This window comes from Streptomyces curacoi (assembly GCF_001513975.1).
Taxonomy (GTDB): Bacteria; Actinomycetota; Actinomycetes; order Streptomycetales; family Streptomycetaceae; genus Streptomyces; species Streptomyces curacoi.
In genome coordinates this window covers 343,471-370,261 of the sequence record NZ_KQ947992.1, presented here as the reverse complement: position 1 = coordinate 370,261, position 26,791 = coordinate 343,471, and the positions used below count along the sequence as shown (strand labels likewise).

The 26,791-nt window shown below is 69.2% G+C and carries 20 protein-coding genes; 7 read left to right on the top strand and 13 right to left on the bottom strand.

The features are described 5' to 3' along the window. The first annotated feature begins 6 nt into the window (after positions 1–6). Together AQI70_RS29805 and AQI70_RS29800 are read left to right on the top strand one after the other, a co-directional pair. Positions 7–873 (top strand): carbohydrate ABC transporter permease, encoded by an 867-nt coding sequence (locus AQI70_RS29805; protein ID WP_062155469.1) that lies wholly within the window; start codon positions 7–9, stop codon positions 871–873. Positions 874–878: 5 nt separating this feature from the next. Further along, positions 879–1,718, top strand: coding sequence for a carbohydrate ABC transporter permease (locus AQI70_RS29800; protein ID WP_062155467.1), 840 nt, complete (start codon positions 879–881; stop codon positions 1,716–1,718). On the opposite strand, the gene AQI70_RS29795 is transcribed toward AQI70_RS29800, so the two are convergent. Next, positions 1,708–3,852: a tetratricopeptide repeat protein gene (locus tag AQI70_RS29795; protein WP_062155465.1), complete on the bottom strand. Its 2,145-nt coding sequence runs from the start codon at positions 3,850–3,852 to the stop codon at positions 1,708–1,710. The genes AQI70_RS29800 and AQI70_RS29795 overlap by 11 nt on opposite strands. A 432-nt stretch (positions 3,853–4,284) precedes the next feature. Here AQI70_RS29795 and AQI70_RS29790 point away from each other — a divergent pair, with 432 nt between their 5' ends. Next, the gene (locus AQI70_RS29790) at positions 4,285–5,019 is read left to right on the top strand and encodes a helix-turn-helix transcriptional regulator (protein ID WP_079051542.1); all 735 of its coding nucleotides are present in this window, start codon (positions 4,285–4,287) and stop codon (positions 5,017–5,019) included. A gap of 51 nt (positions 5,020–5,070) precedes the next feature. Here AQI70_RS29790 and AQI70_RS29785 read toward each other — a convergent pair whose 3' ends face one another. Then, positions 5,071–6,096 (bottom strand): ATP-dependent 6-phosphofructokinase, encoded by a 1,026-nt coding sequence (locus tag AQI70_RS29785; protein ID WP_062155461.1) that lies wholly within the window; start codon positions 6,094–6,096, stop codon positions 5,071–5,073. Positions 6,097–6,418: 322 nt separating this feature from the next. Here AQI70_RS29785 and pta point away from each other — a divergent pair, with 322 nt between their 5' ends. From pta to pyk, 3 genes are all read left to right on the top strand, one after another. Then, entirely contained in the window at positions 6,419–8,524 is a 2,106-nt protein-coding gene (gene pta, locus AQI70_RS29780; RefSeq protein WP_062155459.1) for a phosphate acetyltransferase, read from the top strand. Further along, positions 8,521–9,732: an acetate kinase gene (locus tag AQI70_RS29775; RefSeq protein WP_062155457.1), complete on the top strand. Its 1,212-nt coding sequence runs from the start codon at positions 8,521–8,523 to the stop codon at positions 9,730–9,732. Before pta ends, AQI70_RS29775 begins: the two co-directional genes overlap by 4 nt. Before the next feature lie 86 nt (positions 9,733–9,818). Beyond that, entirely contained in the window at positions 9,819–11,249 is a 1,431-nt protein-coding gene (gene pyk, locus AQI70_RS29770; RefSeq protein WP_062155455.1) for a pyruvate kinase, read from the top strand. Between the two features lie 614 nt (positions 11,250–11,863). Here the strand turns inward: pyk and AQI70_RS29765 are convergent. The 6 genes from AQI70_RS29765 to AQI70_RS29740 form a co-directional block, all read right to left on the bottom strand. Continuing rightward, on the bottom strand, positions 11,864–12,286 hold the full coding sequence (locus AQI70_RS29765; protein WP_062155453.1) for a hypothetical protein: 423 nt from the start codon (positions 12,284–12,286) through the stop codon (positions 11,864–11,866). Beyond that, the gene (locus AQI70_RS29760; protein WP_244181881.1) at positions 12,279–16,673 is read right to left on the bottom strand and encodes an RICIN domain-containing protein; all 4,395 of its coding nucleotides are present in this window, start codon (positions 16,671–16,673) and stop codon (positions 12,279–12,281) included. Before AQI70_RS29760 ends, AQI70_RS29765 begins: the two co-directional genes overlap by 8 nt. 580 nt (positions 16,674–17,253) lie before the next feature. Further along, complete coding sequence (locus tag AQI70_RS29755) at positions 17,254–18,636, bottom strand: hypothetical protein (RefSeq protein WP_062155448.1); 1,383 nt, start codon at positions 18,634–18,636, stop codon at positions 17,254–17,256. Further along, entirely contained in the window at positions 18,626–19,198 is a 573-nt protein-coding gene (locus AQI70_RS29750; RefSeq protein ID WP_062155446.1) for a DUF6114 domain-containing protein, read from the bottom strand. Before AQI70_RS29750 ends, AQI70_RS29755 begins: the two co-directional genes overlap by 11 nt. Positions 19,199–19,361: 163 nt before the next feature. Next, positions 19,362–20,006: a DUF6230 family protein gene (locus tag AQI70_RS29745; RefSeq protein ID WP_062155444.1), complete on the bottom strand. Its 645-nt coding sequence runs from the start codon at positions 20,004–20,006 to the stop codon at positions 19,362–19,364. A 626-nt stretch (positions 20,007–20,632) separates the two neighbouring features. Next, positions 20,633–21,607: a tetratricopeptide repeat protein gene (locus tag AQI70_RS29740; RefSeq protein WP_062155442.1), complete on the bottom strand. Its 975-nt coding sequence runs from the start codon at positions 21,605–21,607 to the stop codon at positions 20,633–20,635. A gap of 203 nt (positions 21,608–21,810) precedes the next feature. Between AQI70_RS29740 and AQI70_RS29735 the strand changes: the two genes are divergently transcribed. Beyond that, positions 21,811–22,434: a TetR/AcrR family transcriptional regulator gene (locus AQI70_RS29735; protein ID WP_003997804.1), complete on the top strand. Its 624-nt coding sequence runs from the start codon at positions 21,811–21,813 to the stop codon at positions 22,432–22,434. Positions 22,435–22,438: 4 nt separating this feature from the next. Here the strand turns inward: AQI70_RS29735 and icmA are convergent, their stop codons facing one another. The 5 genes from icmA to AQI70_RS29710 all read right to left on the bottom strand — a co-directional run bounded on the left by icmA (position 22,439) and on the right by AQI70_RS29710 (position 26,754). Next, entirely contained in the window at positions 22,439–24,139 is a 1,701-nt protein-coding gene (icmA, locus tag AQI70_RS29730) for a coenzyme B12-dependent isobutyryl-CoA mutase large subunit (RefSeq protein WP_062155440.1), read from the bottom strand. Between the two features lie 74 nt (positions 24,140–24,213). Further along, the gene (locus AQI70_RS29725; RefSeq protein WP_062155438.1) at positions 24,214–24,546 is read right to left on the bottom strand and encodes a DUF3817 domain-containing protein; all 333 of its coding nucleotides are present in this window, start codon (positions 24,544–24,546) and stop codon (positions 24,214–24,216) included. A 49-nt stretch (positions 24,547–24,595) separates the two neighbouring features. Then, positions 24,596–25,105 (bottom strand): MarR family winged helix-turn-helix transcriptional regulator, encoded by a 510-nt coding sequence (locus AQI70_RS29720; RefSeq protein ID WP_003997807.1) that lies wholly within the window; start codon positions 25,103–25,105, stop codon positions 24,596–24,598. 64 nt (positions 25,106–25,169) lie between these two features. Then, complete coding sequence (locus AQI70_RS29715; protein ID WP_062155436.1) at positions 25,170–25,475, bottom strand: antibiotic biosynthesis monooxygenase family protein; 306 nt, start codon at positions 25,473–25,475, stop codon at positions 25,170–25,172. Positions 25,476–25,485: 10 nt separating this feature from the next. After that, positions 25,486–26,754, bottom strand: coding sequence for a cytochrome P450 family protein (locus AQI70_RS29710; protein ID WP_062155434.1), 1,269 nt, complete (start codon positions 26,752–26,754; stop codon positions 25,486–25,488). Between the last annotated feature and the right edge of the window lie 37 nt (positions 26,755–26,791).

Here is a 26,791-nt window from a genome sequence, read left to right as displayed (position 1 = left end):
CCGCTCATGAGGAACGCCGCCCGTTCCCTCACCCGCGCCCTCACCCTCACCCCGGCCGTCGTCCTCCTGCTCCTCTTCCTCGCCGGCCCGATCGCGTACTGCGCCTACATCGCCTTCACCGACCTCCAACTCACCGGGCAGGCACAGGAGTCGTTCGTCGGCTTCGACAACTTCCGTACGGCGTTCGACGACGAGGCGTTCCGCAACGCCGTGTGGCTCACCCTCGTCTTCACCGTCGTATCCGCCCTGCTCGGTCAGAACACCCTGGGCCTGGCCCTGGCGGCACTGATGCGGCGCGCGTCGAAGCCCGTTCGCACGCTGGTCGGCGCCGTCGTCATCGCGGCATGGGTGCTGCCGGAGGTCGTCGCCGGCTTTCTCCTCTACGCCTTCTTCCGCCGCGAGGGCACCTTGAACGCCATCCTCGACTGGCTCCATCTCCCCACCCAGAACTGGCTGTTCACGCTTCCGATCCTGGCGGTGTCGTTCGCGAACGTCTGGCGGGGTACGGCCTTCTCGATGCTGGTGTACTCGGCGGCGCTCGGCGAGATCCCCAAGGAGATCACGGAGGCGGCGGAGGTCGACGGGGCGGGCGGCTGGCGCCGTATGTGGCACATCACGCTCCCGATGATCCGCCGCTCCATCGGCACCAACCTGATGCTGATCACGCTCCAGACCCTGTCCGTCTTCGGCCTGATCTGGGTGATGACGAGGGGCGGCCCGGGAGGCAGGAGCCAGACGCTTCCGCTCTTCATGTACGAGGAGGCCTTCCAGAAGAGCATGATCGGCTACGGCACGGCGGTGGCCCTCCTGCTGCTGGTGGTGGGCTCGTTGTTCTCGGTGGTCTACCTGCGCCTGCTGCGAACGGAGGTCTGACGCCCATGCCCCGGCCCCTCTCGTCCCACAGGACCACTCACCGCCTGGCCGCCGACGCGGGCCTCCTGGCGGTCGCCGCCGCGTTCGCCCTCCCGCTGGCGTGGGTGATCCTGTCCTCCCTGGACACGGACGCCGACCTCCGGGTGAAGGTCCCCGACGGCGTGACCCTGGACAACTTCGACGCCGTCCTGACCCCGGAGATCACCTTCACGCCGCTACTGAACAGCCTGCTGCTGTGCGGCGGGGGGACCGCGCTGACGGTGGTGTGTGCGGCGCTGGCCGCCTATCCGCTGTCGCGGTTCCGTTCGCGCCTGAACCGGCCGTTCCTGCTGACGATCCTCTTCGCGACGAGCCTGCCGATCACGGCGATCATGGTGCCGGTGTACGCGCTGTTCGTGCAGGTGAACCTGATCGACACCCTCCAGGGGACGATCTTCTTCTTCGCCGCGTCCCAATTGCCGTTCGCCATCTGGCTGATGAAGAACTTCATGGACGGGGTGCCGAAGGAACTGGAGGAGGCGGCCTGGACGGACGGGGCGTCGTCGCTTCAGTCACTGGTACGGATCGTGCTGCCGCTGATGGGGCCGGGGATGGCGGTGGTGACGGTGTTCTCGTTCGTGATGATGTGGGGGAATTTCTTCGTCCCGTTCATGCTGCTGCTCACACCGGATCAGATGCCGGCGGCGGTGAGCATCAATGAGTTCTTCGGTAATCGGGGGACTGTGGTGTACGGGCAGTTGGCGGCGTTCTCGGTCATCTACTCGACGCCGGTGATTTTGCTTTATGTGCTGGTGGCCCGGCGGTTGGGCGGTGGGTTCGCGTTGGGCGGGGCGGTCAAGGGGTGACGGGAGGAGCGGCCTGAGGCGTGCCGTCCACCGCTGCGGCACGCGCACGGGCGATGGCGGCTTCGTTGGTGGCCTGGGCCTGGGTGTAGGCGTCGGCGGCCTGGAGCCAGTAGGCATGGGCGTCGGCGGGGAGGCGGGCGTCCTCGTGGGCGACGGCCAGGTTTCCGAGGGTTACGCCGGCCCTGTGCCAGTCCTCGAACTCCCGGTGGATCTCCAGGGCTTTGCCGTATGCCGCGATCTCGTCCGCCACCCGGCCCGCTTCCTCCAGGGCGAGGCCGAGGTTGTTCCATGCTGTGGCCTCCCCGTGACGGTCGCCGTCGGCCCGGAACAGGTCACGGGCACGGGTATGGGCCTCGATCGCCTCCGCCACCCGGTCCGCCTTCCTCAGGGCGAGGCCGAGGTTGTTCCACGCGGTGGCCTCCCCGTGACGGTCGCCCTCGGCCCGGGACAGATCACGGGCACGCCTGTGGGCCTCCATGGCCTCCGCCACCCGGTCCGCCGCCCGCAGGGCGAGGCCGAGGTTGTTCCACGCCGCGGCCTCTCGGTGACAGTCGCCGTCGGCCCGGAACAGGTCACGGGCACGGGTGTGCGCCTCGATCGCCTCCGCCACCCGGTCCGCCTCCCGCAGAGCGAGGCCGAGGCTGGTCCATGCGGTGGCCTCGTGGTGGCGGTCCCCAGCGCGGTGGGCGACCTCCAGGACGGTGCGCATGACGGTGGTCAGGTCGTCGAAATGCCGCCGCCAGTCGAGGTACACCCTCAGACACTGGGCCAGCCGCACCGCTCTGCTCGCGAACCGCTTTTCGCGCCCCCACGACACGGCCGCCACCAGCCCGGCCCGCTCCCCGTCCAGCCACGCCAGCGCCTCAGCCCGGTCCGCGAACCGCTCCGGCTCCGCCGTCCCGGGCAGCCACCGCAACCGGTCGTCAGCCGCCGTCACCCACCGCACGTAGAAGTCCAGCACCCGCTCCCGAGCCGCCTCTCCCTCCTTCCGCAACTCCGGGTCCCCCGCCACCACGCCGGCTCCGAAGGCCCGCACCAGGTCGTGCAACCGCCACCGCCCTCGCCTGCTCCCCCGCTCGACGAGGTGAGCGCGAGTCAGCGCGGCCAAGGTCCGGCTCGGCGGGACGTCCTCGCCGGTCAGGGCCGTTACGGCCGCCTCGGTCACCTCCGCCCCCGGAGCCAGGGCAAGCAGCCGCAGCAACCGGGCCTGATCAGCGGGCAGACGCCGGTACGACAGGTCGAAGGCGGCGCGCACGCTGCGCTCACCGTCGTCAAGGTGGGCCAGCCGGTCGCGGGACTCGGAAAGCCCGGCGGCGAGTTCGGCGACGGGCCTGTCCCCGTCCAGCACCAGCAGCGCCGCCGCGATCTGGAGTGCGAGCGGCAGCTGCCCGCAGCGGCGGGCGAGTCGCATGGCCGCCTCGGCCTCGCCGGCGATACGGCTGTCGGCCGGATCCGCGATCCGCAGGGCACGGTCGAGGAGCTCGTACGCCTCCTGCGGCGCCAGCTCCCCCAACGCCAGCAATCTGGCCCCCAGTTGCGGCAGCTTGCTGCGCGAGGTGACCAGCAGGCGGTGCCGTACGTCCCCGGGAAGGAGTGGCCGCACCTGATCCGGCGAGGAGGCGTTGTCGGCCACCACCAGCACCGCCCCCCGCTCCCGCCCCCGCTCCGCGAGCAGCGACCGAAACAGCGCGCCCCGCTCATCCGCCCGCACCGGAATGTGCTCCGGCTCCACTCCGAGCGCCCGCAGCAACGCCTCCAGCGCCTGCTCCCCCGTCACGGGATCGTCGTCGTACCCGTGCAGATCCAGGAAGAGCACCCCGCCCGGAAACCACCCCTTCGCACACGCCCGGTGAGCCGCCTCCACCGCGAGCGCGGTCTTTCCCACGCCGCCGAGTCCGGACAAGGCAGCGACCAGCACCGGCACCGAGCCGCCGCCGGCCGCGGACGGGTCTAAGGCGTCGAGGAGTCGGCCCAGTTCGTCGTCCCGCCCGGTGAATCCCGCGGCCCGCGCAGGCAGCGCGTCCAACGCCGTGGGCGCCGCCGCCTGCTGGTAGAAGTTCCCCTTGGTCACCACGGGCCCCTTGAAGTCCCCGCCCCGCAGATCGAGATGATCCCCGCCGTACTCGCCGACCATCGCGCGTCCCCCGTGCCGCTCCCGAATTCCGCGTGCCCACACGGTACGCGGGCCCGCACGGTCACGGCAGCGCGGCGAACGTCGGAATCGAGCCGCGTCCCGCCCGCCTCCCTCCGCCGGTCGGCGCGTCGACCACGCCGTACTCACCTTCGAGGCCCGCCCACACGGCCCACCCGCACAACGGCAGGCAATCAGGAGGTCACAGTGCGTACATACTCGCGAATATGCCCCCCGACCTTGCCCTTCATCGACCGTCACCACTCACGGACCTCACCTGGACCGAAGGTTCACCGCCGCCTCCCCGTCACCCCACCCACCGGCAGACGATCTACCACCAGTTCCGAACCCACCAGTAGCCGTATCTTCCTACGATCCGTGATCCTGGCCGAACAGACCGTAGCCACCCCACTCCGCACCGCCTACGTTGTGGCCGTGCGCCGACCCCCAGCTCAACCGAACCAGCCTCACCGTCCCCGCCCGCAGAACCAGCCCGCTCCCCCCTTCAACGCCCCCGCCGCCCGCAGACTGCGCGCCGCCCTCAACATGGGGCCGGAACACGTCGCCTACGGGATGCGAGCCTCGTACGGACTCCCCTACGTCACCCAGGACCTCGTCGTCGCCTGGGAGCGCGGGCTCGCCTCGCCCGCCAACAACGAGCTCACGGCCCTCGCGGGCGTGCTGTGGTGCTCGCCCGCCGAGCTGCTCGGCAAACCGCGCACCCTGCGCGAGCACCGGATCGCCCGCGGGCTCGCCCCCGAGGACGTGGCCCGCACCGTGGGGCACGAGCTCCCCGTGTATCTCCGTATGGAGGAGCACGACGAGTGGCGCGGCACCGAGCGGCAGTCCGCCGCGCTCGCCGACGTCCTCGGCCTGTCGCTGCCGGACTTCATCACGGTCACGGGCCGCGAGACCAAGCTCGCGGAGTTGCTGCGCAGCGCCGTGACGACGCGCTGGCAGGCGTATGTACGGCCGGTCGGCAAGATGGTGCCCCTGGACCGGAGCATCCTGGGGGACACCCTGCAGGCCCTGCACCAGAACTACCAGGGGCAGATGGCCGCCACGCTCAGCTGGGGCGGTGGCGGCAGCGACTCCAGCGAGGGCGGCCGTGCGTTCCTGGACCGCATCGTGGAGCACTTCTGGGGGGCGGTCGAGGGAAGGGGCCGCTGAACCCTCAGTGGTCGCTCCCTCCCATGCCCCCGGAGGGCGGGGCGCCCGGCGCTAGAACACCGACTCCGCCTCGTCCATCCGGTCCTTCGGCACCGTCTTCAGCTCGGTGACCGCCTCCGCCAGCGGCACCATCACGATGTCGGTGCCCCGCAGCGCGGTCATCTTGCCGAACTCGCCCCGGTGCGCGGCCTCCACCGCGTGCCAGCCGAAGCGGGTGGCGAGGACCCGGTCGTACGCCGTCGGCGTGCCACCGCGCTGGACGTGGCCGAGGATGACCGGCTTGGCCTCCTTGCCGAGGCGGCGTTCCAGCTCGAAGGCGAGTGCGGTGCCGATGCCCTGGAAGCGCTCGTGGCCGTACTGGTCGATCTCGCCCTTGCCGTAGTCCATGGTGCCGTCGGCGGGGTGGGCGCCCTCGGCGACACAGATCACCGCGAACTTCTTGCCGCGCGAGAAGCGCTCCTCGACCATCTTGACCAGGTCGGCCGGGTCGAAGGGACGCTCGGGCAGGCAGATGCCGTGCGCGCCGGCCGCCATGCCGGACTCCAGGGCGATCCAGCCCGCGTGGCGGCCCATGACCTCCACGACCATCACACGCTGGTGGGACTCGGCCGTCGTCTTCAGGCGGTCCATCGCCTCCGTGGCGACGCCGACCGCCGTGTCGAAGCCGAACGTGCGGTCCGTCGACGAGATGTCGTTGTCGATCGTCTTGGGCACCCCGACCACCGGCAGACCCGCGTCCGAGAGCATGCGGGCCGCCGTGAGGGTGCCCTCGCCGCCGATCGGGATCAGTGCGTCGATACCGAAGTCGCGCGCGATGTCGGGGGCGTTGTCGCAGGCCTCGCGCAGCCGGTCGCGCTCCAGCCTGGACGAACCCAGGATGGTGCCGCCGCGGGCCAGGATGCCGCCGACCGCCTCCAGGTCGAGGTTGCGGTAGTGGCCGTCCAGCAGGCCCGCGTATCCGTCCTCGAAGCCGATCACCTCGTCGCCGAAATGCGCGACGGCTCGGTGCACGACCGACCGGATCACGGCGTTCAGGCCGGGGCAGTCGCCGCCTGCGGTGAGAACTCCGATACGCATCGTGCTGTGTCTCCTGCTCGCTGTGGATACCGGTGAGCCAATCCGATTGTTTCACGTCCCCCGAGACGATACCGCTTCCGCCCAATGCGTCCGGATCTGCCCCGTTCGACCCTTGATCCCGGCCCTTCCAGCCCTCCCGCCACCCCTGTCCGACCCTCGATCCTGACGGGCGCCTTATCCATCTGCAAGGGTATTGTCAAGAGGGTTTCGCTCACCCCTGTGGGCGATTTTGCGACCCTGTGATCGGATCGGAACCACCCAAAAGGCTCCGCCAAGCCACCGACACACGAACAGCCGCCGACAGACGAAACGGAGAGCACGCGTGACGCGCAGCGTGTACGTGACCGGCATCGACCGCGGCGACGGCCGCCAGGTCGTCGAACTGGGGGTCATGGAGCTCCTGACCCGCCAGGTCGACCGGGTGGGGGTGTTCCGGCCACTGGTGCACCACGCCCCCGACCGCCTGTTCGAGCTGCTGCGTGCCCGCTACCGCCTGTCCCAGGACCCGGCGACGGTCTACGGCATGGACTACCACGAGGCGTCCGCCCTCCAGGCCGAGCGCGGGACCGACGAGCTGGTGTCCACGCTGGTCGACCGGTTCCACGTCGTCACCCGCGACTACGACGTCGTCCTCGTCCTCGGCACCGACTACGCCGACACCCAGCTCCCGGACGAGCTGTCCCTCAACGCCCGGCTCGCCAACGAGTTCGGCGCGTCCGTGATACCCGTCGTCGGCGGGCGGAAGCAGACCACCGAGGCGGTGCTGGCCGAGACGCGCAACGCCTACCGGGCGTACGAGGGGCTCGGCTGTGACGTGCTCGCCATGGTCACCAACCGGGTCGCCCGGGACGACCGGGACGAGATCGCCGAGCGGCTTCGGTCGCGGCTGCCCGTGCCCTGTTACGTCGTCCCGGACGAGCCCGCCCTCTCCGCGCCCACCGTCGCCCAGATCTCCCAGGCCCTCGGCGCGAAGGTGCTGCTCGGCGACGACTCCGGGCTCTCGCGCGACGCCCTCGACTTCGTGTTCGGCGGCGCGATGCTGCCGAACTTCCTGAACGCCCTGACCCCGGGCGCCCTGGTCGTCACCCCGGGCGACCGCGCCGACCTGGTCGTCGGCGCCCTCGCCGCGCACAGCGCCGGCACCCCGCCGATCGCCGGGGTGCTGCTCACCCTGGACGAGCGGCCCGGCGACGAGATCCTCACCCTCGCCGCCCGCCTCGCGCCGGGCACCCCCGTGCTGTCGGTGCCCGGTTACAGCTTCCCCACCGCCGAGCAGCTCTTCTCCCTGGAGGGGAAGCTGAACGCGGCCACCCCGCGCAAGGCGGAGACCGCCCTCGGCCTCTTCGAGCGGTACGTCGACACCGGCGACCTGATCAAGCGCGTCTCGGCGCCGAGCAGCGACCGGGTGACGCCGATGATGTTCGAGCACAAGCTCCTGGAGCAGGCCCGCTCGCACCTGCGGCGCATCGTGCTGCCCGAGGGCACCGAGGCCCGCGTCCTGCACGCCGCCGAGGTGCTGCTGCGGCGGAACGTCTGCGACCTCACACTCCTCGGCCCCGTCGACCAGATCCGCAAGAAGGCCGCCGACCTCGGTATCGACCTGGCCGACGCCCAGCTGATCGACCCGGCCACCAGCGAGCTGCGCGACGCCTTCGCCGAGAAGTACGCCCAGCTGCGCGCCCACAAGGGGGTCACGGTGGAGCTGGCGTACGACGTCGTCAGCGATGTGAACTACTTCGGGACCCTGATGGTGCAGGAGGGGCTCGCGGACGGCATGGTCTCCGGGTCCGTCCACTCGACGGCCGCGACCATCCGGCCGGCCTTCGAGATCATCAAGACCAACCCGGACGCCTCCATCGTGTCGTCCGTCTTCTTCATGTGCCTCGCCGACAAGGTGCTCGTCTACGGCGACTGCGCCGTGAACCCCGACCCGAACGCCGAGCAGCTGGCCGACATCGCCATCCAGTCGGCGGCCACCGCCCAGCGGTTCGGCGTGGAGCCGCGGATCGCGATGCTGTCGTACTCCACCGGTACGTCGGGGTCGGGCGCCGACGTCGACAAGGTGCGCGAGGCGACGGAGCTGGTGCGGCAGCGCAGGACCGACCTGAAGATCGAGGGGCCGATCCAGTACGACGCGGCCGTGGAGCCGTCGGTCGCCGCGACCAAGCTGCCGGACTCCGAGGTCGCCGGCCAGGCCAGCGTGCTGATCTTCCCCGACCTCAACACCGGCAACAACACCTACAAGGCCGTGCAGCGCTCCGCCGGTGCGATCGCCGTCGGCCCCGTCCTGCAGGGTCTGCGCAAGCCGGTCAACGACCTGTCCCGGGGCGCCCTCGTCCAGGACATCGTCAACACCGTCGCCATCACGGCGATCCAGGCCCAGTCCCCCGCCCTGTCCTCCAGCGAGAAGAAGGCAACCGCCCAGTGAGCGCGACCCGCGTCCTCGTCCTCAACTCCGGCTCGTCGTCGGTGAAGTACCAGCTGCTCGACATGCGGGACAGCAGCCGGCTGGCCGTGGGGCTCGTCGAGCGCATCGGCGAGGAGGCCTCCCGGCTCAGGCACACCCCTCTGTCGGGCGGCGGTGAGACCCGGGAGTGGACCGGGCCCATCGCCGACCACGAAGCCGCCCTGAAGGCCGTGTCGGCGGAGCTCGCCAAGGACGGCCTCGGGCTCGACTCGCCCGAGCTGGCCGCGATCGGCCACCGGGTGGTGCACGGCGGCAAGCACTTCACCGAGCCGACCGTCATCGACGACGCCGTGCTCGCCGAGATCGAGCGGCTGATCCCGGTCGCCCCGCTGCACAACCCGGCCAACCTCACCGGCATCCGCACCGCCCGGCAGCTGCGGCCGGACCTGCCGCAGGTCGCCGTGTTCGACACCGCGTTCCACACCACGATGCCGGAGTCGGCCGCCCGCTACGCCATCGACGTCGAGACCGCCGACCGGCACCGCATACGCCGGTACGGCTTCCACGGCACCTCGCACGCGTACGTCTCCCGGGCCACCGCGAGGCTCCTGGGCAAGGCGCCGGAGGACATGAACGTCATCGTGCTGCACCTCGGCAACGGGGCGTCCGCGTCGGCCGTGCGTGGCGGCCGTTGCGTGGACACCTCCATGGGGCTCACGCCTTTGGAGGGGCTCGTGATGGGTACGCGATCCGGTGACATGGATCCCGCCGTCATCTTCCATTTGGCGCGTGTTGGAGGAATGTCCATCGAGGAAATCGACACTCTTCTCAACAAGAAGAGCGGATTGATCGGCCTGTGCGGCGACAACGACATGCGGGAGATCCGCCGGCGGATCGACGAGGGTGACGAGCGGGCCCAATTGGCCTTCGACATCTACATTCACCGACTGAAGAAGTACATCGGCGCCTATTACGCGGTGCTCGGCACGGTGGACGCGGTCGCGTTCACGGCCGGGGTCGGCGAGAACGCGGCGCCGGTACGGGAGGCCGCCATGGCGGGCCTGGAACAGCTGGGCCTCCTGGTGGACGCCGAACTGAACGCCGTACGCGCCGACGAGCCGCGGCTGATCTCACCCGCGGGCGCGCGGGTGGCGGTCGCCGTGGTGCCCACGGATGAAGAACTGGAGATCGCGACGCAGACCTACGCACTGGTCGAAGAGAACGCCTGAGTAACACGGCTGAGCAAAGCGCAGCTCATTTGTATCTTCCGCCAGACGGAATATTCCGTAGCGAAACAAACCGATAGGATCGTCCCATGCGCCGTTCGAAAATCGTCTGTACTCTCGGCCCCGCGGTCGACTCCCATGAACAGCTCGTCGCGCTGATCGAGGCGGGCATGAATGTGGCCCGCTTCAACTTCAGCCACGGCACGCACGAAGACCACCAGGGGCGGTACGAGCGCCTGCGGGCCGCCTCCGCCCAGACCGGCCGGGCCATCGGTGTGCTCGCCGACCTCCAGGGGCCGAAGATCCGGCTGGAGACCTTCGCCGAGGGCCCGGTGGAGCTGGAGCGCGGTGACGAGTTCGTCATCACGACCGAGGACGTCCCGGGTGACAAGTCCATCTGCGGGACGACCTACAAGGGGCTGCCCGGCGACGTCTCGCGCGGCGACCAGATCCTCATCAACGACGGCAACGTCGAACTGAAGGTCCTGGACGTCGAGGGCCCGCGGGTGAAGACGATCGTCATCGAGGGCGGCGTCGTCTCCGACCACAAGGGCATCAACCTGCCCGGCGCGGCCGTGAACGTGCCGGCGCTGAGCGAGAAGGACGTCGAGGACCTCCGCTTCGCGCTGCGCATGGGCTGCGACCTGGTCGCCCTGTCCTTCGTGCGGGACGCGGGCGACGTGCAGGACGTGCACAAGGTCATGGACGAGGTCGGCCGCCGCGTCCCGGTCATCGCCAAGGTGGAGAAGCCGCAGGCGGTCGCCAACATGGAGGACGTCGTGATGGCGTTCGACGGCGTGATGGTCGCGCGTGGCGACCTGGCCGTCGAGTACCCGCTCGAGAAGGTCCCGATGGTGCAGAAGCGGCTCATCGAGCTGTGCCGCCGCAACGCCAAGCCGGTGATCGTGGCGACCCAGATGATGGAGTCGATGATCACCAACTCCCGCCCCACCCGCGCCGAGGCCTCCGACGTGGCCAACGCGATCCTGGACGGCGCCGACGCGGTCATGCTGTCGGCGGAGTCCTCGGTCGGCGCGTACCCGATCGAGACCGTCAAGACGATGTCGAAGATCGTCACGGAGGCCGAGCAGGAGCTGCTCAGCAAGGGCCTCCAGCCCCTCGTCCCCGGCAAGAAGCCGCGTACGCAGGGCGGTTCGGTGGCCCGCGCGGCCTGCGAGATCGCCGACTTCCTCGGCGGCAAGGGCCTGGTCGCCTTCACCCAGTCCGGTGACACCGCCCGCCGGCTGTGCCGCTACCGCGCCGCCCAGCCGATCATCGCGTTCACCACGGACGAGGACACCCGCAACCAGATGACGCTCAGCTGGGGTGTGGAGCCGCACGTGGTGCCGTTCGTGAACAGCACCGACGAGATGGTCGACCTGGTGGACCAGAAGATCGTCGAACTCGGCCTGTTCAGCGAGGGCGACATCGTGGTGATCACCGCCGGCTCCCCGCCCGGCGTGCCCGGCACCACCAACATGGTCCGGGTTCACCACTTGGGCGGCGGCGCACGGGACTGACCGCCGAGCCACGGCACTGAGGGCGCCCCCTGGAGCAGGGGGCGCCCTCGTCCTTGTGCGCTCAGCGGCTCGCGCCGGGTGCCACGCCTCGGCCGCCGCGCGGACGACGGCATACGCCAGGGCGTCGAAGTTCTCCCGGTAGAAACCCAGCCGGATGTGGAACGGCTCCCGCGCGAAGAGGCCACCGCGCTCGATGAACATGGTGGGGGGCGGCGGTCAGCGCGCTGTGCACCATATGGAGCTCTTCGATGGTGAGCCGGAAGTCGCGTGACTCCATGTGCCGTCCGGCCAGACGTTCCAGGAGCGCGTCGACCGCCTCCGTCCCGCGCCGACCAACAGGGTCAGCTCCGTGTCACGGGAGTCGCGCCGGCGCAGATAGCTCAGCGCCTCGTACATCGCCGACGCCTGACGGGGTGTGAGCCGGACGGTGAACGCGTCGCCGTCGCGGGTCGCCTTCAACTGGCTTCTCAGACCGCGCCACTTGTTTACGGAGTTTGAACGGGTGGTGGCTGGGTCGGTCATGCCGAATGGTGGTCAAGCTCGGCCGGTGAGTGCGGCAGGCCCCGCCGAAGCCAGTACAGCTCGGCTTCGGCGGGTCCTGAGAAGCGGATCGATCAGCGCCGGAGGCCCTTCACGTGGACCATGCTTCCGTGCCCGTGTCTGTCTGGTTCTTCGACCTCGAATCCCGCCGAGGTGAGAATCCCCAGCAGAGCGGCCTGCATGTGGTTGAGCACCGTTTTGTGGTGGCGGACGATCGGAGGCGGCTTCGAGTAGTCGATCCCTTGCGAGAAGAGATCGAGAGCAGCATCCCTCAACTCCGCTTCTGTGCGCCAGTCCGCGTAAACCCCGCCTTCGAGGAAAGGCGCAACGTGCACGTCCACACCAGGCCGACTGTGTGGTTCACCGCTGAGGTCACCCCGGTACACAGGAAGACCGGCGCGTTGCAGTTCCCGACACACGCGCTCGGCCAGCGCCTGGCGCTCCTTGATGACCTCCGGTGAGGCCTTCGGGTGTAGGTCGAATTCGGACTCAGTCATGGACCTCTTGCTCCTCGCCCTGCTGGTCGGTCGTCGCAGCGCGTGCTGCACGCCTCCCGTCGGCCTGCCTGACGTATTTGTCCAGCAGTTCTCTCGCCGCGTCCGCGAAGTCCGGGTGGTAGGGGACCGACCAAGTGACCGGTGTGCCCGGTTTGAGGTTATCGGTCAATTCGTCAGCACATTTCGGGCAGGGCTGACGCTCAGTGTACAGAGCCTCGATGTCCTCGGCCTTGAATCCCTTTTCCTTCAGCTTCGCCAGAATCGTTGTCTCCGAGTGGCCGTTGAAGCCGCTGCTGGCGACTATGAAGTGACCGGTCTTGGGATCGTTCCATCCCTTTACCTTCGCGACAGCGACGTTGTGGTCCCCCTCGTAGAACCCGGAATCCTTCCTGAACTGGTACGCCAACCGGCTCAACTCGTCGCTGTTGTAACGGATCAACCCCGTGGGGCATCCCTCTGCGGCCATGGCCGCTCGTGAGACTAGAGGCGTGGGGGCGCTCTTGAGGCAGGTCTTGACGACTCCGTCGAGTCCCTTGACCCCGATGTTGAAGACGACTTCCTCGGCCAGACCGAGGGCCCGAAGGGCCTTGTAGGCGTCGGCGAAGCCAATGCCGGTCCGCATGGCGGCGTCCATTGCCCTGACGGCGTCCGCGACGGGTTTGAGGATTTTGCCCGCGAAGAGGCTCGCGACATCCACGGCTGCCCAGGCGCATCCGCCCCAGCTTCCTCCCGCACCGCCCGGGGTGATCTTCTGGATGCACTTGATCCAGCCGCCGAAAAGGATGTTGACCGGGTCGATGTTCTTGTTGTATTCCGCGATCGTGATGTTGTGCGTGACCTCGGTGGACAGTTCCTTGGTCCTGTGCTCGCCCAGGTACACCGTCGCGCTGGCGGGGCACATGTACCGCATCGGGTCCAGATCCTGCGCGGTGCACATGTACAGGTCGAGGACCGCCTTGAACCGGATCTTCGAGGTGATCGTGCAGTCGCCCTTGTAGACGAGCTTGTCGTACCAGCCGTCGCAGCCGTCCGTCTTTTTCACAACCTGCGGATCGCCGATCGTCTCAAGATGGTCGACGACGTAGAACATGCCACCGATGGCGGCACCGGTCTCGCCGACGACGGTTCCAGTCTCGATCTGATGCCCGTTGTCCTGCTTCTCGGCCCTGTCGGCTGCTTCCTCGGCTTCCTTGGCGTACTTGTCGGCGTCCTTCGCGGCCTTTTCGGCCTCGGTGGCAGCCGTGTCGGCGCGGTCGGCGGCGGCGCGGGCGTCCTTGGCGGCCTCCTCGGCCTCCGAGGCAGCCTTGCGGGCGGCTTCGGCGTCGAGGGCCGCCTGGTCGGCGGAGTCGCGGGCTTCCTTCGCGTAGCCTTCGGCGCGGCCGGCTGCCTTGTCGGCAGCTGCGGCGTCCGCGGTGGCCTGGCGGTCGTACTCGATCGTGCGGGCCAGTGATGCCGCGGCCTTGGATGCGGCCGTGGCAGCGTCGGCGGCGTAGCCGAGGGCCTCCTTCGCGTAACCCCGGGCGTCCGAGGCGTGCTTGGCGGCGTTCGCGGAGTGCTGATAGGCGGCCTTCGCGTCGCCGTTCGCCTGGTCGGCGATCGCCTTGGATGCGGCGGCCTCCTCCTGGGCGTTCTTGGCGTGGGCCTCGGCGACGGCCTTCTGCTGCTCGGCGATCGTCTTCGACGCCTGCCCGGTCAGGACCACCAGGCCCGCGGCCGAGTCGGTGGTGACGTACGGGGAGCCGAGCTGGATGGCGTCGTTGGCCGGCTTGGCGACCTGCGCGGCGGCCTTGCTCGCGTCCACCGCGGCCTGGGCGGTGACGTGGGCGAAGCCCGCGGCCTTCGCCGAGGCGACAACGGCCTTGGCGGCCTCCTTGCGTGCCTCGTCCGCATGCCCCTTGGCGGCCTTGGCTTCCTGCTCCGCCTCGTCGGCCAGCTTGACCGCTGCCTTGGCCTCCGAAGCGGCGTGCTGCGAGGCCTTGATCGCGTCGGCAACGGCGCTGGTCGCGGTCTTCACCGCCGCGTCGGCCTTCAGCTTCGCGGCCTGCGCGGCATCGGCATCGGCACGCGCCCGCTTGGCAGCCGCCTCGGCGCGGGTGGCCGCCGCGTCCGCGTCTGCAGCTGCCTTGGTGGCTGCGTCGGCCTCCGAACGGGCCTTCGTGGCGGCCGATTCGGCGTTGTCCGCGTGCTTGTCGGCGTCATTGGCGGCGGCGCGGGCGGCGTCGGCTGCCTCGCCCGCGTCCAAGGAGTCGGCGTAGGCGGTCTTGGCGTCGGCCTTGGCACGCAGGGCGTCGGCCTTCTGTTCGGCATCCCAGGCATCGTCCCGCATGGCCCTGGCGTGGTCGCGGGCCTTGACGGCGTCGTTCTTCCGCTGAACTGCCGTGGCTTCGGAGGACTCGGCCTTCTCCTTGGCGTTCTTCGCCTTGGTCGCCTCGGCGTCGGCGTTCTTCTTGTGCTGGGCGGCCTCGGCCTGCTTGGCGGCGGCCTTCTCCTTCTCCGCCTTGGCCGTCTTCTCCTCGGCCTCGGCAGCCAGGCGCCTCGCGTGCGCCTCGTCTGCGGCCGCCTTCGCCTCACCCTCCGCCTTCAGGGCCACGGCGAGTTTGGCCTCCGCGGTCTCCTTGTCCTTCTTGGCGTTGTCCCGGTGCAGCTTCGCGGCGTCGGCCGCGGCCTTGGCCTGCAACTCGGCCGTCTCCGCGGCCTTCTTACGGAACTCCGCCTTTACCTGCGCGGCCTGCGCCAGCGCACGCTGCGCGATGGTCTGGCTGTCGGCGGCGGAGGCGCGGGTGGCGGCCTCGGCGGTCTCGCCGGCCTTCACCATCGCCTCGAGCGCAGCGACCGCACCCTTGGTGACCTGTGCCTTCTGCTGGCCAACGAGCAGGCCGCGACCGCGAGGCGCGCCATTGCCATCGGCGATGGCGTAGGCGGCCTGCTCGGCCGTGTCGCTGGCCGTGGCGGCTTTCTTCGCGGCGGCGAGCTGCGCCTTGAGTGCGACGAGTTGCTTCGCCGCGCCCGTCTGCGTGGCCGTGATGCCGGCCTTGGCCTTGTCGAACTGCGCCTTCGGCGGAACCGTGCCGTTGTGGCCGGACGGCTTGATGGTGAACTTCTGCGGGGTGCCGCCGGAGCAGGTCCACAGCCGGGAGTCCTGGCTGTTGTCGTACGTCTTCAGGTCCAGGCACTTGCCCGTGCCCACGTTCTTCAGCGGCGTACTGGCTCGGACGTTGTACTCCCAGGTCTGCGCCGGGGAACTGTTGCACGTCCAGAGCTGGATCTTCGTGCCGTCCGCCGAGTTGTTCCCGGAGACGTCGACGCACTTGAGGGATTTGACGTTGCGCAGGTGGAGGCCTTTGTCGTCGCCCTCGACCGTCCACTTCTGCCCGGCAGAGCCATTGCAGGTGTAGATCTGGACCACGGTGCCGTTGGCCGTGCCGCCGCCCGCCGCATCGAGGCACATACCCTTCTTGCCGTCCACCTCGATCGTTGTCGGCGCATCGCCGATGTAGCCGACGCCGCCGGCGGACCAGTAGTCCTGCCAGCGGGCGAGGTGGTCGGCGCTCCAGGAGTGACCGATCAGGTCACCGAGAGCCTTCGCTCCGGTGGCGAGAGCCTTGGTGGCGTCCTTGTTGGCATTCAAGATCTGGTTGCGCTGGGTGGCCTGAGAGGTGATCTCCTGCTGCCACTCTGACGCTGCGGTGGCGGTGACATCACTGAGGGCGTTGCCGGGATCGAGCGGGTCACGCCAAGCGCAGGCGGAGAAGCGGGACTTCAGATCCTCGACCGCGATGCGGTATTCGGGGGAGCCCTGTTGCGGAGCGCTACGAGGGAAGCCTCCGGAGGCCAGGAAGATGCGGGCGTCGTCGGCGCCAGCGGGATTGGCCGAGTCCCCGTTCAGCCACCGGAAAGCGTCGCGCTCGGCGAGGGCCCGGTTCCATTGGTCGCTCGGCAGGCTCGGGTCCGGATCCTTGCCGTACAGGGGGGTGCCGAGGTCGCTGACGGCCTTGCGCGTCACCGCGTCGGCGACAGGAGTGGGGTCCTTGTAGAAGCTCCCCTCGTCCTGCCAGAAGCGGTCGGAGATCCACTGGGACAGGCCGGTCTGGGTGTAGAAGCCGGGCTTGCCGTCGCTGCCGTCGGGCGGCCACTGGAAGTCGGCGACCGTGAAGCCGGCCGGGTTGGTCAGCCCACTGAGGGGCTTCGCCCAGCCGTCTCGCAGGGCGTTGAGGGCGTTCACCTCCTTGGCAGCCGCATCCCGGTCCGTCTCGTACGCCGTGGCCAGCGGGGTGTTCTGCCAGTGCTGTCGGTCGGCGAGTGTGTGCAGCTTGTCGGCGGGCTGGTTGAGGCCGTCCTGGGCGGTGGCAGCCATGGCCGGACCGCCGAGACGCAGGACGTCGGTCATCAGGCACTGGTCCTGCCGCAGTTGCTCTGAGGGGGTGTCCTCGATCCAGGGAGACGAGTCACCCGCGGGAGCCGCTTTGAGGGGTGTGGGCCGGGTGAGCAGGTCCGGGCTCACGGCGAGGCCGGTGAGGAGGGTGGCGGCGAGAGGGAGCGGAAGGAGTCGGGTCAGGCCGGCCCGCTTCATTATCGGTGTCGGTCTGGGGAACCCTCGGGGTCTGGAGCGCAAGGGGGCATCCCTTCCTGCATGTGGAGGGAGACCAGGGGGCCGACGTTCGCTAATGGGGCTCGAAAACGAGCATCGAGGGGCCAGTTGGGCACGGCGAACGCTCCCCCTCCCCGTGTGACGACGCAGTTCCCCCGGTCGCAGATGGTCGTGCGCAAACGCAGATTGGTCAGATCCGGAACATGCGCAGCGCAACCATAGCCAAGGTCGGTCATCTTGGGGCAGGAATCACGGAGGATGCGTGAAGAGGTATGCAGAACTTTCGCGTGAGTTACACACAACTGTGGCCCGGCCTCCAAGGTATGGAGGACCGGGCCACAACCGGGTGTGCGGCTCCCGAACGGGCCTGTACGGACGCTCAGTCGGTGGTGAACACGTGCATCCCGGGCACGTGCAGCGTGCCACCGAACTGGGCGGCCTGCGTAACCTTCACGTTGGTGAAGTAGATCAGCGGGATGTTCAGCGGCGGCGGGTGCTCCGGGTCGAACGTCACCGGGATCAGACCGAGCAGGTTGCCGGAGATGCTCTCGGTGTACATCACCGTCTGGCCGTCACGGATCGTGGACGTCGAGCCCTTGGCCGCCTGCACGTGATAGGTCTTGCCGGACTGCTTGTCCTTCACCAGCTGGTGCAGGTCGCCGATGTCCGTGCCGTCGGATATGACGTACTTCAGCACCTTCTTCTTGGTGCCGTTGGCGGTCTTCACCTCGACGATGCCCTGGTAGTCCGCGCCCTTCAGCAGCAGCGAGCTGGCCTGCAGGTACCAGGGGTCGTCCGCCACCGGCACCTTGTTGTCGACGCCGCCCTCGTCGTCCGTGGCGGCCGGGCAGTCCTCGGGGTTCGTGGTGGAGCTCGCGGAGGGGCTGGGCGTGGCGGTGGCTTCGTCTGCCGCCTCCTCGGCCGCCTGCCCGACGGCCTCGGTCGTGTCCTCGGCCGCCTCGGACGCCGTATCGGTGGTGTCCTCGACGGTGCCCTTCGCCGTGTCGGTGACCTTCTCGGCGGTCTCCTCGGCGGTGTCGGTGGCGCCGGAGGTGCCCGTGCCGGAGTCGGAGGATCCGGCGGACGCCCCCTCGCTCGCGCTCGCCGAGGGGGTCGGCGTCGGGCTCGCGCTCTCCTCGGCACCGGCACCGCCCGTGAAGATGCCGGTGATGGCGTCGCCGATCTCCTCCAGCACGTTGCCGCCGCTCTCGGACGGCGAGGGGGACGGCGTGGTCGTGTCGCCGGACTGGGCCTCGCTCGACTTGCCCGGGGAGGGCGTCGGCGTCGGCTCGGCCCCGTCGGAACCTGAATCCGACGAAGAGGGGTCGCCCGCGGAGTCCGACGGACCCGAAGAGTCCGAAGAAGCCGAGGAGTTGGAGGGCTCCGAGGAGTCCTGGCCGGCGGAGGCCGACGGCGACGGGGTCGGCTCCGCCGTCTCGTCGCTGCCGGTGGACTCACTCGCGCTCGGGGACGGCGACACGGAGTCACCCTCCTCCAGAGCCGCCACGCACTCCTTGTACTCGTCCGCCGTCAGGCTGTTGGACGTCGGCTTCGTCGCGTTGTCGCTGTCGGCCTGGGCGAGAGTGGGCGTGAAGCCCATCCCCATGAGGACGGCGGTGGGCATGGCAGCCAGCGCGATCGCCTTGCCGGCCGGCATGTGGAACCTGGTGAACAGCGGCTTCTTGGGTGCCGCGTGACGCGGCCCGGTTCTCACACGGGACTTGTCCACCTCAGTCCCGTGGGTCACCTCGTCAGCCGGCACTGTGCCTCCCGTTCGCCCCGTTCGCCGGGCTCGTTCCTGACAGATCGTTCGACTTGCCCACCTCGGCGTCGTCCCGGACCGGCTTCAGGACCGTGGTGTCGGGGTCCAGGCCCTTGGGGGAGCCGCCCGCTGCCGTCGTGTCCTGCTGCGCCGGCTCCGACTCGGGCGGGGTGCCCGGGGCCCAGGACACCGCCATCGCCCCGCCGATGAGGGCGAGGAGGAAACCGATGAGGAAACCGCCGATGTTGGACACCGGGATGGACACCAGGGCCAGCAGGATCGCCGCGACACCCGCGAAGGTGCGCACGTGCTTCTGGAACCAGAGGCTGATGCCCAGGACGACGAGCAGCACGCCGATGATCAGGGACCCGGCGCCCGCGGTCGTGGCCATCGCCAGGGTCAGGTGGCCGATCTGGAGGTTCGCGTACGGGAAGTAGGCGATGGGGAGTCCGCCGAGCAGGACGAACAGACCCGCCCAGAACGGCCTCGTGCCCCGCCAGGCGCGGAACTGCAGCCTCCGGCGGGTGAACTGGCCGGGTACGGCAGGAGTCTCGGCGCTCATGGAAAACAGCTCCCTGGTACGGCGTTGCTGTGGTGGTGGTGCGGTGGTGAGTTGTGGTGTGTGCGGCCGCATGCGACTGAAGCGGCCGGAGATGTGAAGAAGCCGAGCGGAGAGGGGACGGGCGGGGGGCGCTTTCGGCTCCCCCCGCCCGTTCATCGAGCGACTAGTAGCACTCGACACCCTTGCCGCTGCCGACATTCAGCTTCATGCTCAGGCCACTGAGCTTGAAGGTTCCGGCGGTGGTCGCCCACGCCGTCTGCTTCACGTCGGTCAGTGTGGCCTTGGTCGCCTGCTGGGCGAACCCGTACGGGTTGGACTGCTCGCCGCCGCCCTTCATGCCCGGACCCTTGCTGGCGTCCTTGGCGGCCACACCGATGTCGATGTCCTCGAACGTGGCGTCGGCCTTGAGGTCGGCGATATCGATGTACAGGTTCTTGGCCTCGACCGGCTTGTCACCCCCGCCAGCCTTCAGGGTCAGGGTGACATCCCCGATCAGCGGGATGTTCGGGGTGACCACGGACTGACACAGGTTGGTGATAGTCGCGTTCTCGAAGGCCGAGACAGCGACGGGGTGAACCGTCTTCTTGCCGGAGAGCGTGTAACCCTCGTCAAGAGCGCCGTACTGCGAGAAGCCCGTGCCGACGAGCTTGTCGGTCGTGACCTTGAACGACTGACCGGAGACACTGAACGACGCGGCGAGAGCGCCCTGCGCGAGGGCGACACCTATCGCAGCCGTAGCGGCAACGCTGGGCACCATGACCACAGCGAACCGCTTCCATCTGGTCCCGCCACGCACCTGGGACTCCATATTTCCTCCTTCTCGGACGTACATCTCCTGGCCTCGGCCGGCCCCCGGTGGTCGGAAGGCTCGCCGGGCAGGGATGGGAGAAGTGCTACGTCCTCGGGAAGGAGAGCGCCCGCGCTCGGCGGCGCGAACCGCGCCCGAATCACCGGCGATCACCCCCGAGCGACAACCACTGGTCGCGCCTGACACGCATCACGCACAACCCTGCTGGACAGGCTTCGCCGGGTGGGCGAAGACCCCCCTGTCCAAGAGCCGGCGCCACTGCCGCCGACTCTGCTCGGTGGGGACCCAGGAACTCCCGTGACCCGACCGGCTGTCGGGGTACGGGAATGGACCGAGCGTGGCCGATCGTGGTGCATTCTCGCCGCCCGCACAAGGGGCTTCGTTACTCAGTAGTAACGGGCGGATAACCGAACAACGACCCGTCGATCTCGGACAGCGACGCACGGTGGCGTCAAGCGACGGACAAATCCGGGAATCACCGGACAGGATCTGACAGAAGGAAGCCAACGACTTACTGGCAGTAACAGCGGCCGCGATTACCAAGATTTGGCAAAACGCGGCCGCAGTGACCCTCTGTCGGCAAATGTTTCACTCGGGCACCACAGGCCCGCGCGTTTAGCGACTGGTCAGAACAGGGCGCGGGCCAGCGCCCTGCGCGCCGCCGTCACGCGCGGATCCTCGGCGCCCACGACCTCGAACAGCTCCAGCAGCCGAAGCCGTACGGTGTCCCGGTCGTCACCCACCGTGCGCTGCACGGTCTCGATGAGCCGCCCGAAGGCGTCCTCGACATGGCCGCCCACCAGATCCAGGTCGGCGGCGGCGATCTGCGCCTGCACATCGGCCGGCTTGTCGGCGGCTTCCTTGCGCACCTGCTGCGGGTCGACACCCTGCACCCGCTGCAGCAACTCGGCCTGCGCGAGCCCGAGTCTGGCCTCCGTGTTCGCCGGGTCCTCGCTCAGCACGTTCGTGTACGCCTGGACGGCACCGCCCAGGTCGCCCGCGTCCAGCGCCTGTACGGCTGCCTCCAGCAGCGCGTCGTACGGACCGGCCGGCGCCGCCGGGGCGGCCTGGACACCACCCGGCTCGGCGTCCGGGTCGACGGTCAGGCCGGTCAGGCCGAACCGCTGCTCGGCGACGGTGACGAGCTGATCCAGCGTCTGGCGGATCTGCGCCTCATCGGCCGCCCCCTGGAAGAGCGGCAGCGCCTGCCCCGCGACGACGGCGAACACGGCGGGAATGCCCTGCACGCCGAACTGCTGCATCAGCATCTGGTTGGCGTCGACGTCGATCTTGGCCAGGAGGAAGCGGCCGTTGTACTCGACGGCGAGCCGCTCCAGCACCGGGCTCAGCTGCTTGCAGGGCTGGCACCACTCGGCCCAGAAGTCGATGACGACGGGCACCTCGGTGGACCGCTGAAGGACCTCCCGCTCGAACCCCGCCTCATCGACGTCGATGACGAGGTCCGCGGGCGACACGGCCCCTCCCCCGCCCTGCCGGGCGGTCTCGGCACGCGCCTGCTCCGCCTTCGCCTTGGCCTCCTGGGCCGCCTTCACCGCGGCGAGGTCGACGACTCCGCTCATGGACATGTTCCGTGGCTGCATGCGTCTATCCTCCCCCGTCCGCGCGCGTGAGTGAAAAGCGTCCTGAGAGCCGGTCGAGCTCTGCGTGTTCGGCGCCGGGTCCCCACCCCACGCCAGTGGTTTCGCTACGAGTCGTAGCGTAATGGCACCGGGTGCCCGCGGAACACCACTCTCCGGTGATCTCCCTCACGGCCCCACGGGAACCGCCGCCTTATGGTCATGGCATGCAGAGCCGCACTCCCGCCCCCCGGGCCACCGGGCGCCCTCGCAGCGCCGCGGCGAACGCGGCGATCCTCGCGGCCACGCGGGCGGCCCTGGTGGAGCTGGGCTGGTCCAAGCTCACGCTGGGAGACGTCGCCACGCGGGCGGGGGTTGCGAAAACCACCCTCTATCGCCGCTGGGCCGGCAAGAACGAACTGGTCGTCGACGCGGTCGCCGAGCTCTTCGACGAGCTGGAGCTGCCCGACCGGGGCACCCTGGCCGCCGACATCGAGGGTGTGGTCCTCCAGTTCGCGGCGATCCTGGCCCGTCCGGAGGCCAAGAGCGGCCTGATGGCGGTCGTCGCGGAGTCGACCCGCGACGACCTCCTGCGCGAACGCATCCGCGCCTCCATCGTGGAACGGCAGAAGCGCCTGGTCCTGGAGGGCCGGGCGCGCGCCCAGCTGCGCGGCGAGCTCCCCCTGGAGCCAGATCCCGGGGAAGCCGCGCGCACGGTCGACCTGATCTTCGACGTGGTGGCGGGCGCCGTGGTGCACCGCACCCTGGTGAGCGCGGAGCCGGCCGATGAGGAGTGGGTGCGCGGCTTCACCCGCCTGCTGCTCCTGGGCCTCACCGGCGCGGCCTCGTAGGGCTTCAGAACCCGGCGGGCTCCGTGTACACCCCCCACTCCTCGCGCAGCACCCCGCAGATCTCGCCCAGCGTCGCCTCGGCCCGTACCGCGTCCAGCATCGGCTCGATCATGTTGGAGCCGTCCCGCGCGGCGTCGAGCATCGCGTCGAGCGCGGCCCGTACGGCACGGTCGTCCCGCGCCTCCTTACGGGCGCCCAGCACGCGCACCTGCTCGCGCTCCACCTCGTGGCTGACCCGCAGGATCTCCAGGTCGCCGGTGACGGACCCGGTGTGGGCGTTGACGCCGACGACCTTCTTGTCGCCCTTCTCCAGCGCCTGCTGGTACCGGAACGCCGACTCCGCGATCTCCCCGGTGAACCAGCCGTCCTCGATCCCGCGCAGGATCCCGGAGGTGATCGGCCCGATCGGATGCTGCCCGTCGGGGTGCGCCCGCAGCCCACGCTCCTTTATCTCCTCGAAGATCTTCTCGGCGTCGGCCTCGATCCGGTCGGTCAGCTGCTCGACGTACCAGGAGCCGCCCAGCGGGTCGGCCACGTTGGCGACCCCGGTCTCCTCCATGAGCACCTGCTGGGTGCGCAGGGCGATCTCGGCCGCCTGCTCGCTCGGCAGCGCGAGGGTCTCGTCCAGGGCGTTGGTGTGCAGCGAGTTCGTCCCGCCGAGCACGGCCGCCAGCGCCTCCACGGCCGTACGCACGACGTTGTTGTACGGCTGCTGGGCGGTCAGCGAGACACCGGCGGTCTGCGTGTGGAAGCGCAGCCACTGCGCCTTCTCACTCTGCGCGCCGTACACGTCCCGCATCCAGCGCGCCCAGATCCGGCGGGCGGCGCGGAACTTGGCGATCTCCTCGAAGAAGTCGACGTGCGCGTCGAAGAAGAAGGACAGCCCGGGCGCGAAGACGTCGACGTCCAGCCCGCGCGAGAGGCCCAGCTCGACGTACCCGAACCCGTCCGCCAGCGTGTACGCCAGCTCCTGCGCGGCCGTCGCCCCGGCCTCGCGGATGTGGTAGCCGGAGACGGACAGCGGCTTGTAGGCGGGGATGCCGGCCGCGCAGTACTCCATGAGGTCGCCGATGAGACGAAGGTGCGGCTCGGGCTGGAAGAGCCACTCCTTCTGGGCGATGTACTCCTTGAAGATGTCGGTCTGAAGCGTGCCGTTGAGCACGGACGGGTCGACACCCTGCCGCTCCGCCGCCACGAGGTACATGCAGAAGACGGGCACGGCGGGCCCGCTGATGGTCATGGACGTGGTCACGTCGCCCAGCGGGATGCCCTTGAACAGGACCTCCATGTCGGCGGCCGAGTCGATGGCGACACCGCAGTGCCCGACCTCGCCCAGCGAGCGCGGATCGTCGGAGTCCCGTCCCATCAGCGTCGGCATGTCGAAGGCGACCGAGAGACCGCCCCCGCCGTTGCCGAGGATCATCTTGTACCGCTCATTGGTCTGCTCGGCGTTCCCGAACCCGGCGAACTGCCGGATGGTCCACGTCCGCCCTCGATAGCCGGTCGGGTACAGCCCGCGCGTGAAGGGGTACTCCCCGGGCCACCCGATCCGCTCGAAGCCCTCGTACCTGTCCCCGGGCCGGGGTCCGTACACCGGCTCCACGGGATCGCCGGAGAGCGTGGTGAAGTCCGCGTTGCGCTTGCGTGCGGCGTCGTACCGGGCCTGCCAGCGACGGCGGCCCTCCTCGATGGCGTCAGCGTCCATACCTTTGAATTTACTAGGACGTCCTAGTAAATGTCGATGGGAGAACCGCCGCACGCATCCGTACGGCGGTTTGGTCAGGCCTTGGCGACGGCCGGGGCCGGCTCGCCGATCAAGGGCTCTACCTTGCGGGTGACCTTGCGCTCGACGAAGAAGGCGGCGAAGGGGATCGTCCCGGAGAGCAGCACCCACAGCAGCTTGCCGAACGACCACTTGGCCTTGGAGCCGAGGTCGAAGGCGAAGACCAGGTAGATGATGTAGAGGAAGCCGTGGACCTGGGAGACGGCGAAGGTGACGTCCTCGCCCTTGTCGAAGCCGTACTTGAACACCATGCAGGTGCACAGCACGAGCAGCATGACGGCGGTGACGTAGGCCATCACCCGGTAGCGGGTCAGGACGCTCTTCTTCATGCGCACGAGCGTAACCACCCGTTCCGGGAGATCTTGCCCCGGCCCCCGGTCAGCTCTCCTCGAAGTCGTGTGCCGCCACCCGCAGCGGTCGCAGCATGGCGAAGATCTCCGCGCACTCCTCGGCGTCGTAGACCCCGAGCCCGAAGTCCATGGCCATCAGGTCGCGGGTGGCCGCCTCGACGACCTCGCGGCCCTTGTCGGTGATCGAGGCGAGCGTGCCCCGCCCGTCGTTGGGGTTGGGCCGCTTGTCGACCAGACCGGACCTGACCAGCCGGTCGACGGTGTTCGTCACCGAGGTGGGGTGCACCATGAGGCGCTCGCCGATCTTGGACATCGGCAGTTCGCCGGCCTTGGAGAAGTTGAGCAGCACCAGGGCCTCGTACCGCGCGAACGTCAGCCCGTACGGCTTGACCACCGCGTCGACCTCGGCGAGCAGGATCTGGTGCGCGCGCATGATCGAGGTGATGGCGGCCATGGACGGCACGTTTCCCCAGCGCTGCTTCCAGAGTTCGTCGGCGCGGGCGATGGGATCGAAGGGGAGGCTGAGCGGCTTCGGCACGGAACCGACCTTACCGGCCGGTCACATGCTGGTCAGCCCTGTCTCGCCTTTCGGTCCCACCGCCCTACTGGGCCGCCATGTCCCTGACCTTGAAGACCGCCGTCCACCGGTCGTCGTGCAGACAGGCGTTCATCGGCTCGACCAGAGCCGTGTGGTCAGGGTCGGTGCGCCACTTCCTGACGGATTCCAGGCTCTCCCACTCGCTGGTGAGCAGCCACCGAGTGGGATCGTCGACCGAGCGGCACAGCTGTTCGCCGAGGTGACCGGGGAAGCGCACGGCGCGATCGAGCACGCCCTGGTAGGACGCCACGAAGTCCGCTTCTCTTCCCTCTCGCACGCGGAGCAGCCGGATGACGCGCACGCGTTCCATGGTTCTCCCGTCAGGACGGTTCGAGGACGACCGGCAGCTCGGCCAGCCCGCGGAAGGCGGGGAACGGCACGGTCAGCCAGCGTGCCTCCTGCGGCGCCACGGCCAGAGCCATGTCCGGGAACCGCCCGAAGAGGGTGGTGAGGGCGGTCTGCATCTCCAGCCGGGCGAGCGCCGCGCCGATGCAGTAGTGCGGGCCGACGCCGAAGGCGATGTGGGTCGCCTGGACGTTCGGGCGCGTGACGTCCAGGCGGTCCGGATCGGCGAAGGCCTCGGGGTCGCGGTGGGCCCCCGTGATCGAGATCTGGACGAGCGCACCCTTGGGAATGAGGGTGTCGCGGATGACGAGGTCCTCCTTCGCATAGCGGAACGTCGAGTTCTCCACGGAGGTCTCGAAGCGGAAGATCTCCTCGACGGCCGCGGCGGTCGCGCTCGCGTCCTTGAAAGCCAGCCGTTTCTGCTCCGGCTGGGCCAGCAGATGGTAGACGCCGTTTCCGATCTGGTACGCGGTGGACTTGTGCCCCGCGAAAAGCAGCACCCAGGCGGTGGACACGAGTTCGTGGTCGGTGAGCGCGCCTTCCTCGTCCCGTGCGGCGACCAGTGCGCTGAGCAGTCCGTCGTCCGGCTCCTGGTGCTTTCGCGCGATGAGGTCGACCAGATAGTCGCGCAGGTTTCCCTCGGCCGTTTCCAGCGCTTTTCTCGCCTCCGGGCCGAAACCGGTCTGCGCGACGGTGGCGGACCATTTCTGGGCCTGCTCGCGTTCGTTCTCCGGGACGCCGAGAAGCTCACAGATGACATGGAGCGGCAGCGGGAAGCAGAACTCCGGGAGCAGGTTCACCGGCTCCGACTTCGGGCACTGGTCCAGCAGATCATCGGTGATCTTCTGGACCCGCGTACGCAGCGACTCCACCCGCTTCGGGGTGAAGGTGTTGCCGACGATCCTCCTGAGCCGGGTGTGCTTCGGCGGGTCCGAGAACAGCATGTTGTCGTCCAGGGCGATGGACGAGTCACCGAAGATGCGGTGGTAGGCGTCGATGGCGCCGTACATGTCCTTGCTCAGCCGGGGGTCGGCCAGGGCGGCCCGGGCGTCGTCGTACCGCGTGATGAGGTACGTCTGGACACCGTGCGGGGGCGACAGCGGGCATACCGGCGCCGTCTCCCTCAGCGCGGCGTAGACGGGATGCGGATTGGCGCGAAATTCCCGGCTGCACGACGAGGCCGCGGCCGCGGCCTCCTCGGACGAGAGTTCCTCGGATTCCTCGGATGCGAACGCTTGCGTCATGAGTGGTCCCGGGGTCGGCGTGGATTTCCGTGGTCAG

What these genes read in the sequence shown, in the direction of transcription:
- AQI70_RS29805 (WP_062155469.1), top strand. Translation starts at nt 7, where the DNA reads ATGAGGAACGCCGCCCGTTCCCTCACCCGCGCCCTCACCCTCACCCCG.
- AQI70_RS29800 (WP_062155467.1), top strand. Translation starts at nt 879, where the DNA reads ATGCCCCGGCCCCTCTCGTCCCACAGGACCACTCACCGCCTGGCCGCC.
- AQI70_RS29795 (WP_062155465.1), bottom strand. Translation starts at nt 3,852, where the DNA reads ATGGTCGGCGAGTACGGCGGGGATCATCTCGATCTGCGGGGCGGGGAC.
- AQI70_RS29785 (WP_062155461.1), bottom strand. Translation starts at nt 6,096, where the DNA reads ATGCGTATCGGAGTTCTCACCGCAGGCGGCGACTGCCCCGGCCTGAAC.
- pyk (WP_062155455.1), top strand. Translation starts at nt 9,819, where the DNA reads ATGCGCCGTTCGAAAATCGTCTGTACTCTCGGCCCCGCGGTCGACTCC.
- AQI70_RS29765 (WP_062155453.1), bottom strand. Translation starts at nt 12,286, where the DNA reads ATGACTGAGTCCGAATTCGACCTACACCCGAAGGCCTCACCGGAGGTC.
- AQI70_RS29760 (WP_244181881.1), bottom strand. Translation starts at nt 16,673, where the DNA reads ATGACCGACGTCCTGCGTCTCGGCGGTCCGGCCATGGCTGCCACCGCC.
- AQI70_RS29750 (WP_062155446.1), bottom strand. Translation starts at nt 19,198, where the DNA reads ATGAGCGCCGAGACTCCTGCCGTACCCGGCCAGTTCACCCGCCGGAGG.
- AQI70_RS29745 (WP_062155444.1), bottom strand. Translation starts at nt 20,006, where the DNA reads ATGGAGTCCCAGGTGCGTGGCGGGACCAGATGGAAGCGGTTCGCTGTG.
- AQI70_RS29740 (WP_062155442.1), bottom strand. Translation starts at nt 21,607, where the DNA reads ATGCAGCCACGGAACATGTCCATGAGCGGAGTCGTCGACCTCGCCGCG.
- AQI70_RS29735 (WP_003997804.1), top strand. Translation starts at nt 21,811, where the DNA reads ATGCAGAGCCGCACTCCCGCCCCCCGGGCCACCGGGCGCCCTCGCAGC.
- icmA (WP_062155440.1), bottom strand. Translation starts at nt 24,139, where the DNA reads ATGGACGCTGACGCCATCGAGGAGGGCCGCCGTCGCTGGCAGGCCCGG.
- AQI70_RS29725 (WP_062155438.1), bottom strand. Translation starts at nt 24,546, where the DNA reads ATGAAGAAGAGCGTCCTGACCCGCTACCGGGTGATGGCCTACGTCACC.
- AQI70_RS29715 (WP_062155436.1), bottom strand. Translation starts at nt 25,475, where the DNA reads ATGGAACGCGTGCGCGTCATCCGGCTGCTCCGCGTGCGAGAGGGAAGA.
- AQI70_RS29710 (WP_062155434.1), bottom strand. Translation starts at nt 26,754, where the DNA reads ATGACGCAAGCGTTCGCATCCGAGGAATCCGAGGAACTCTCGTCCGAG.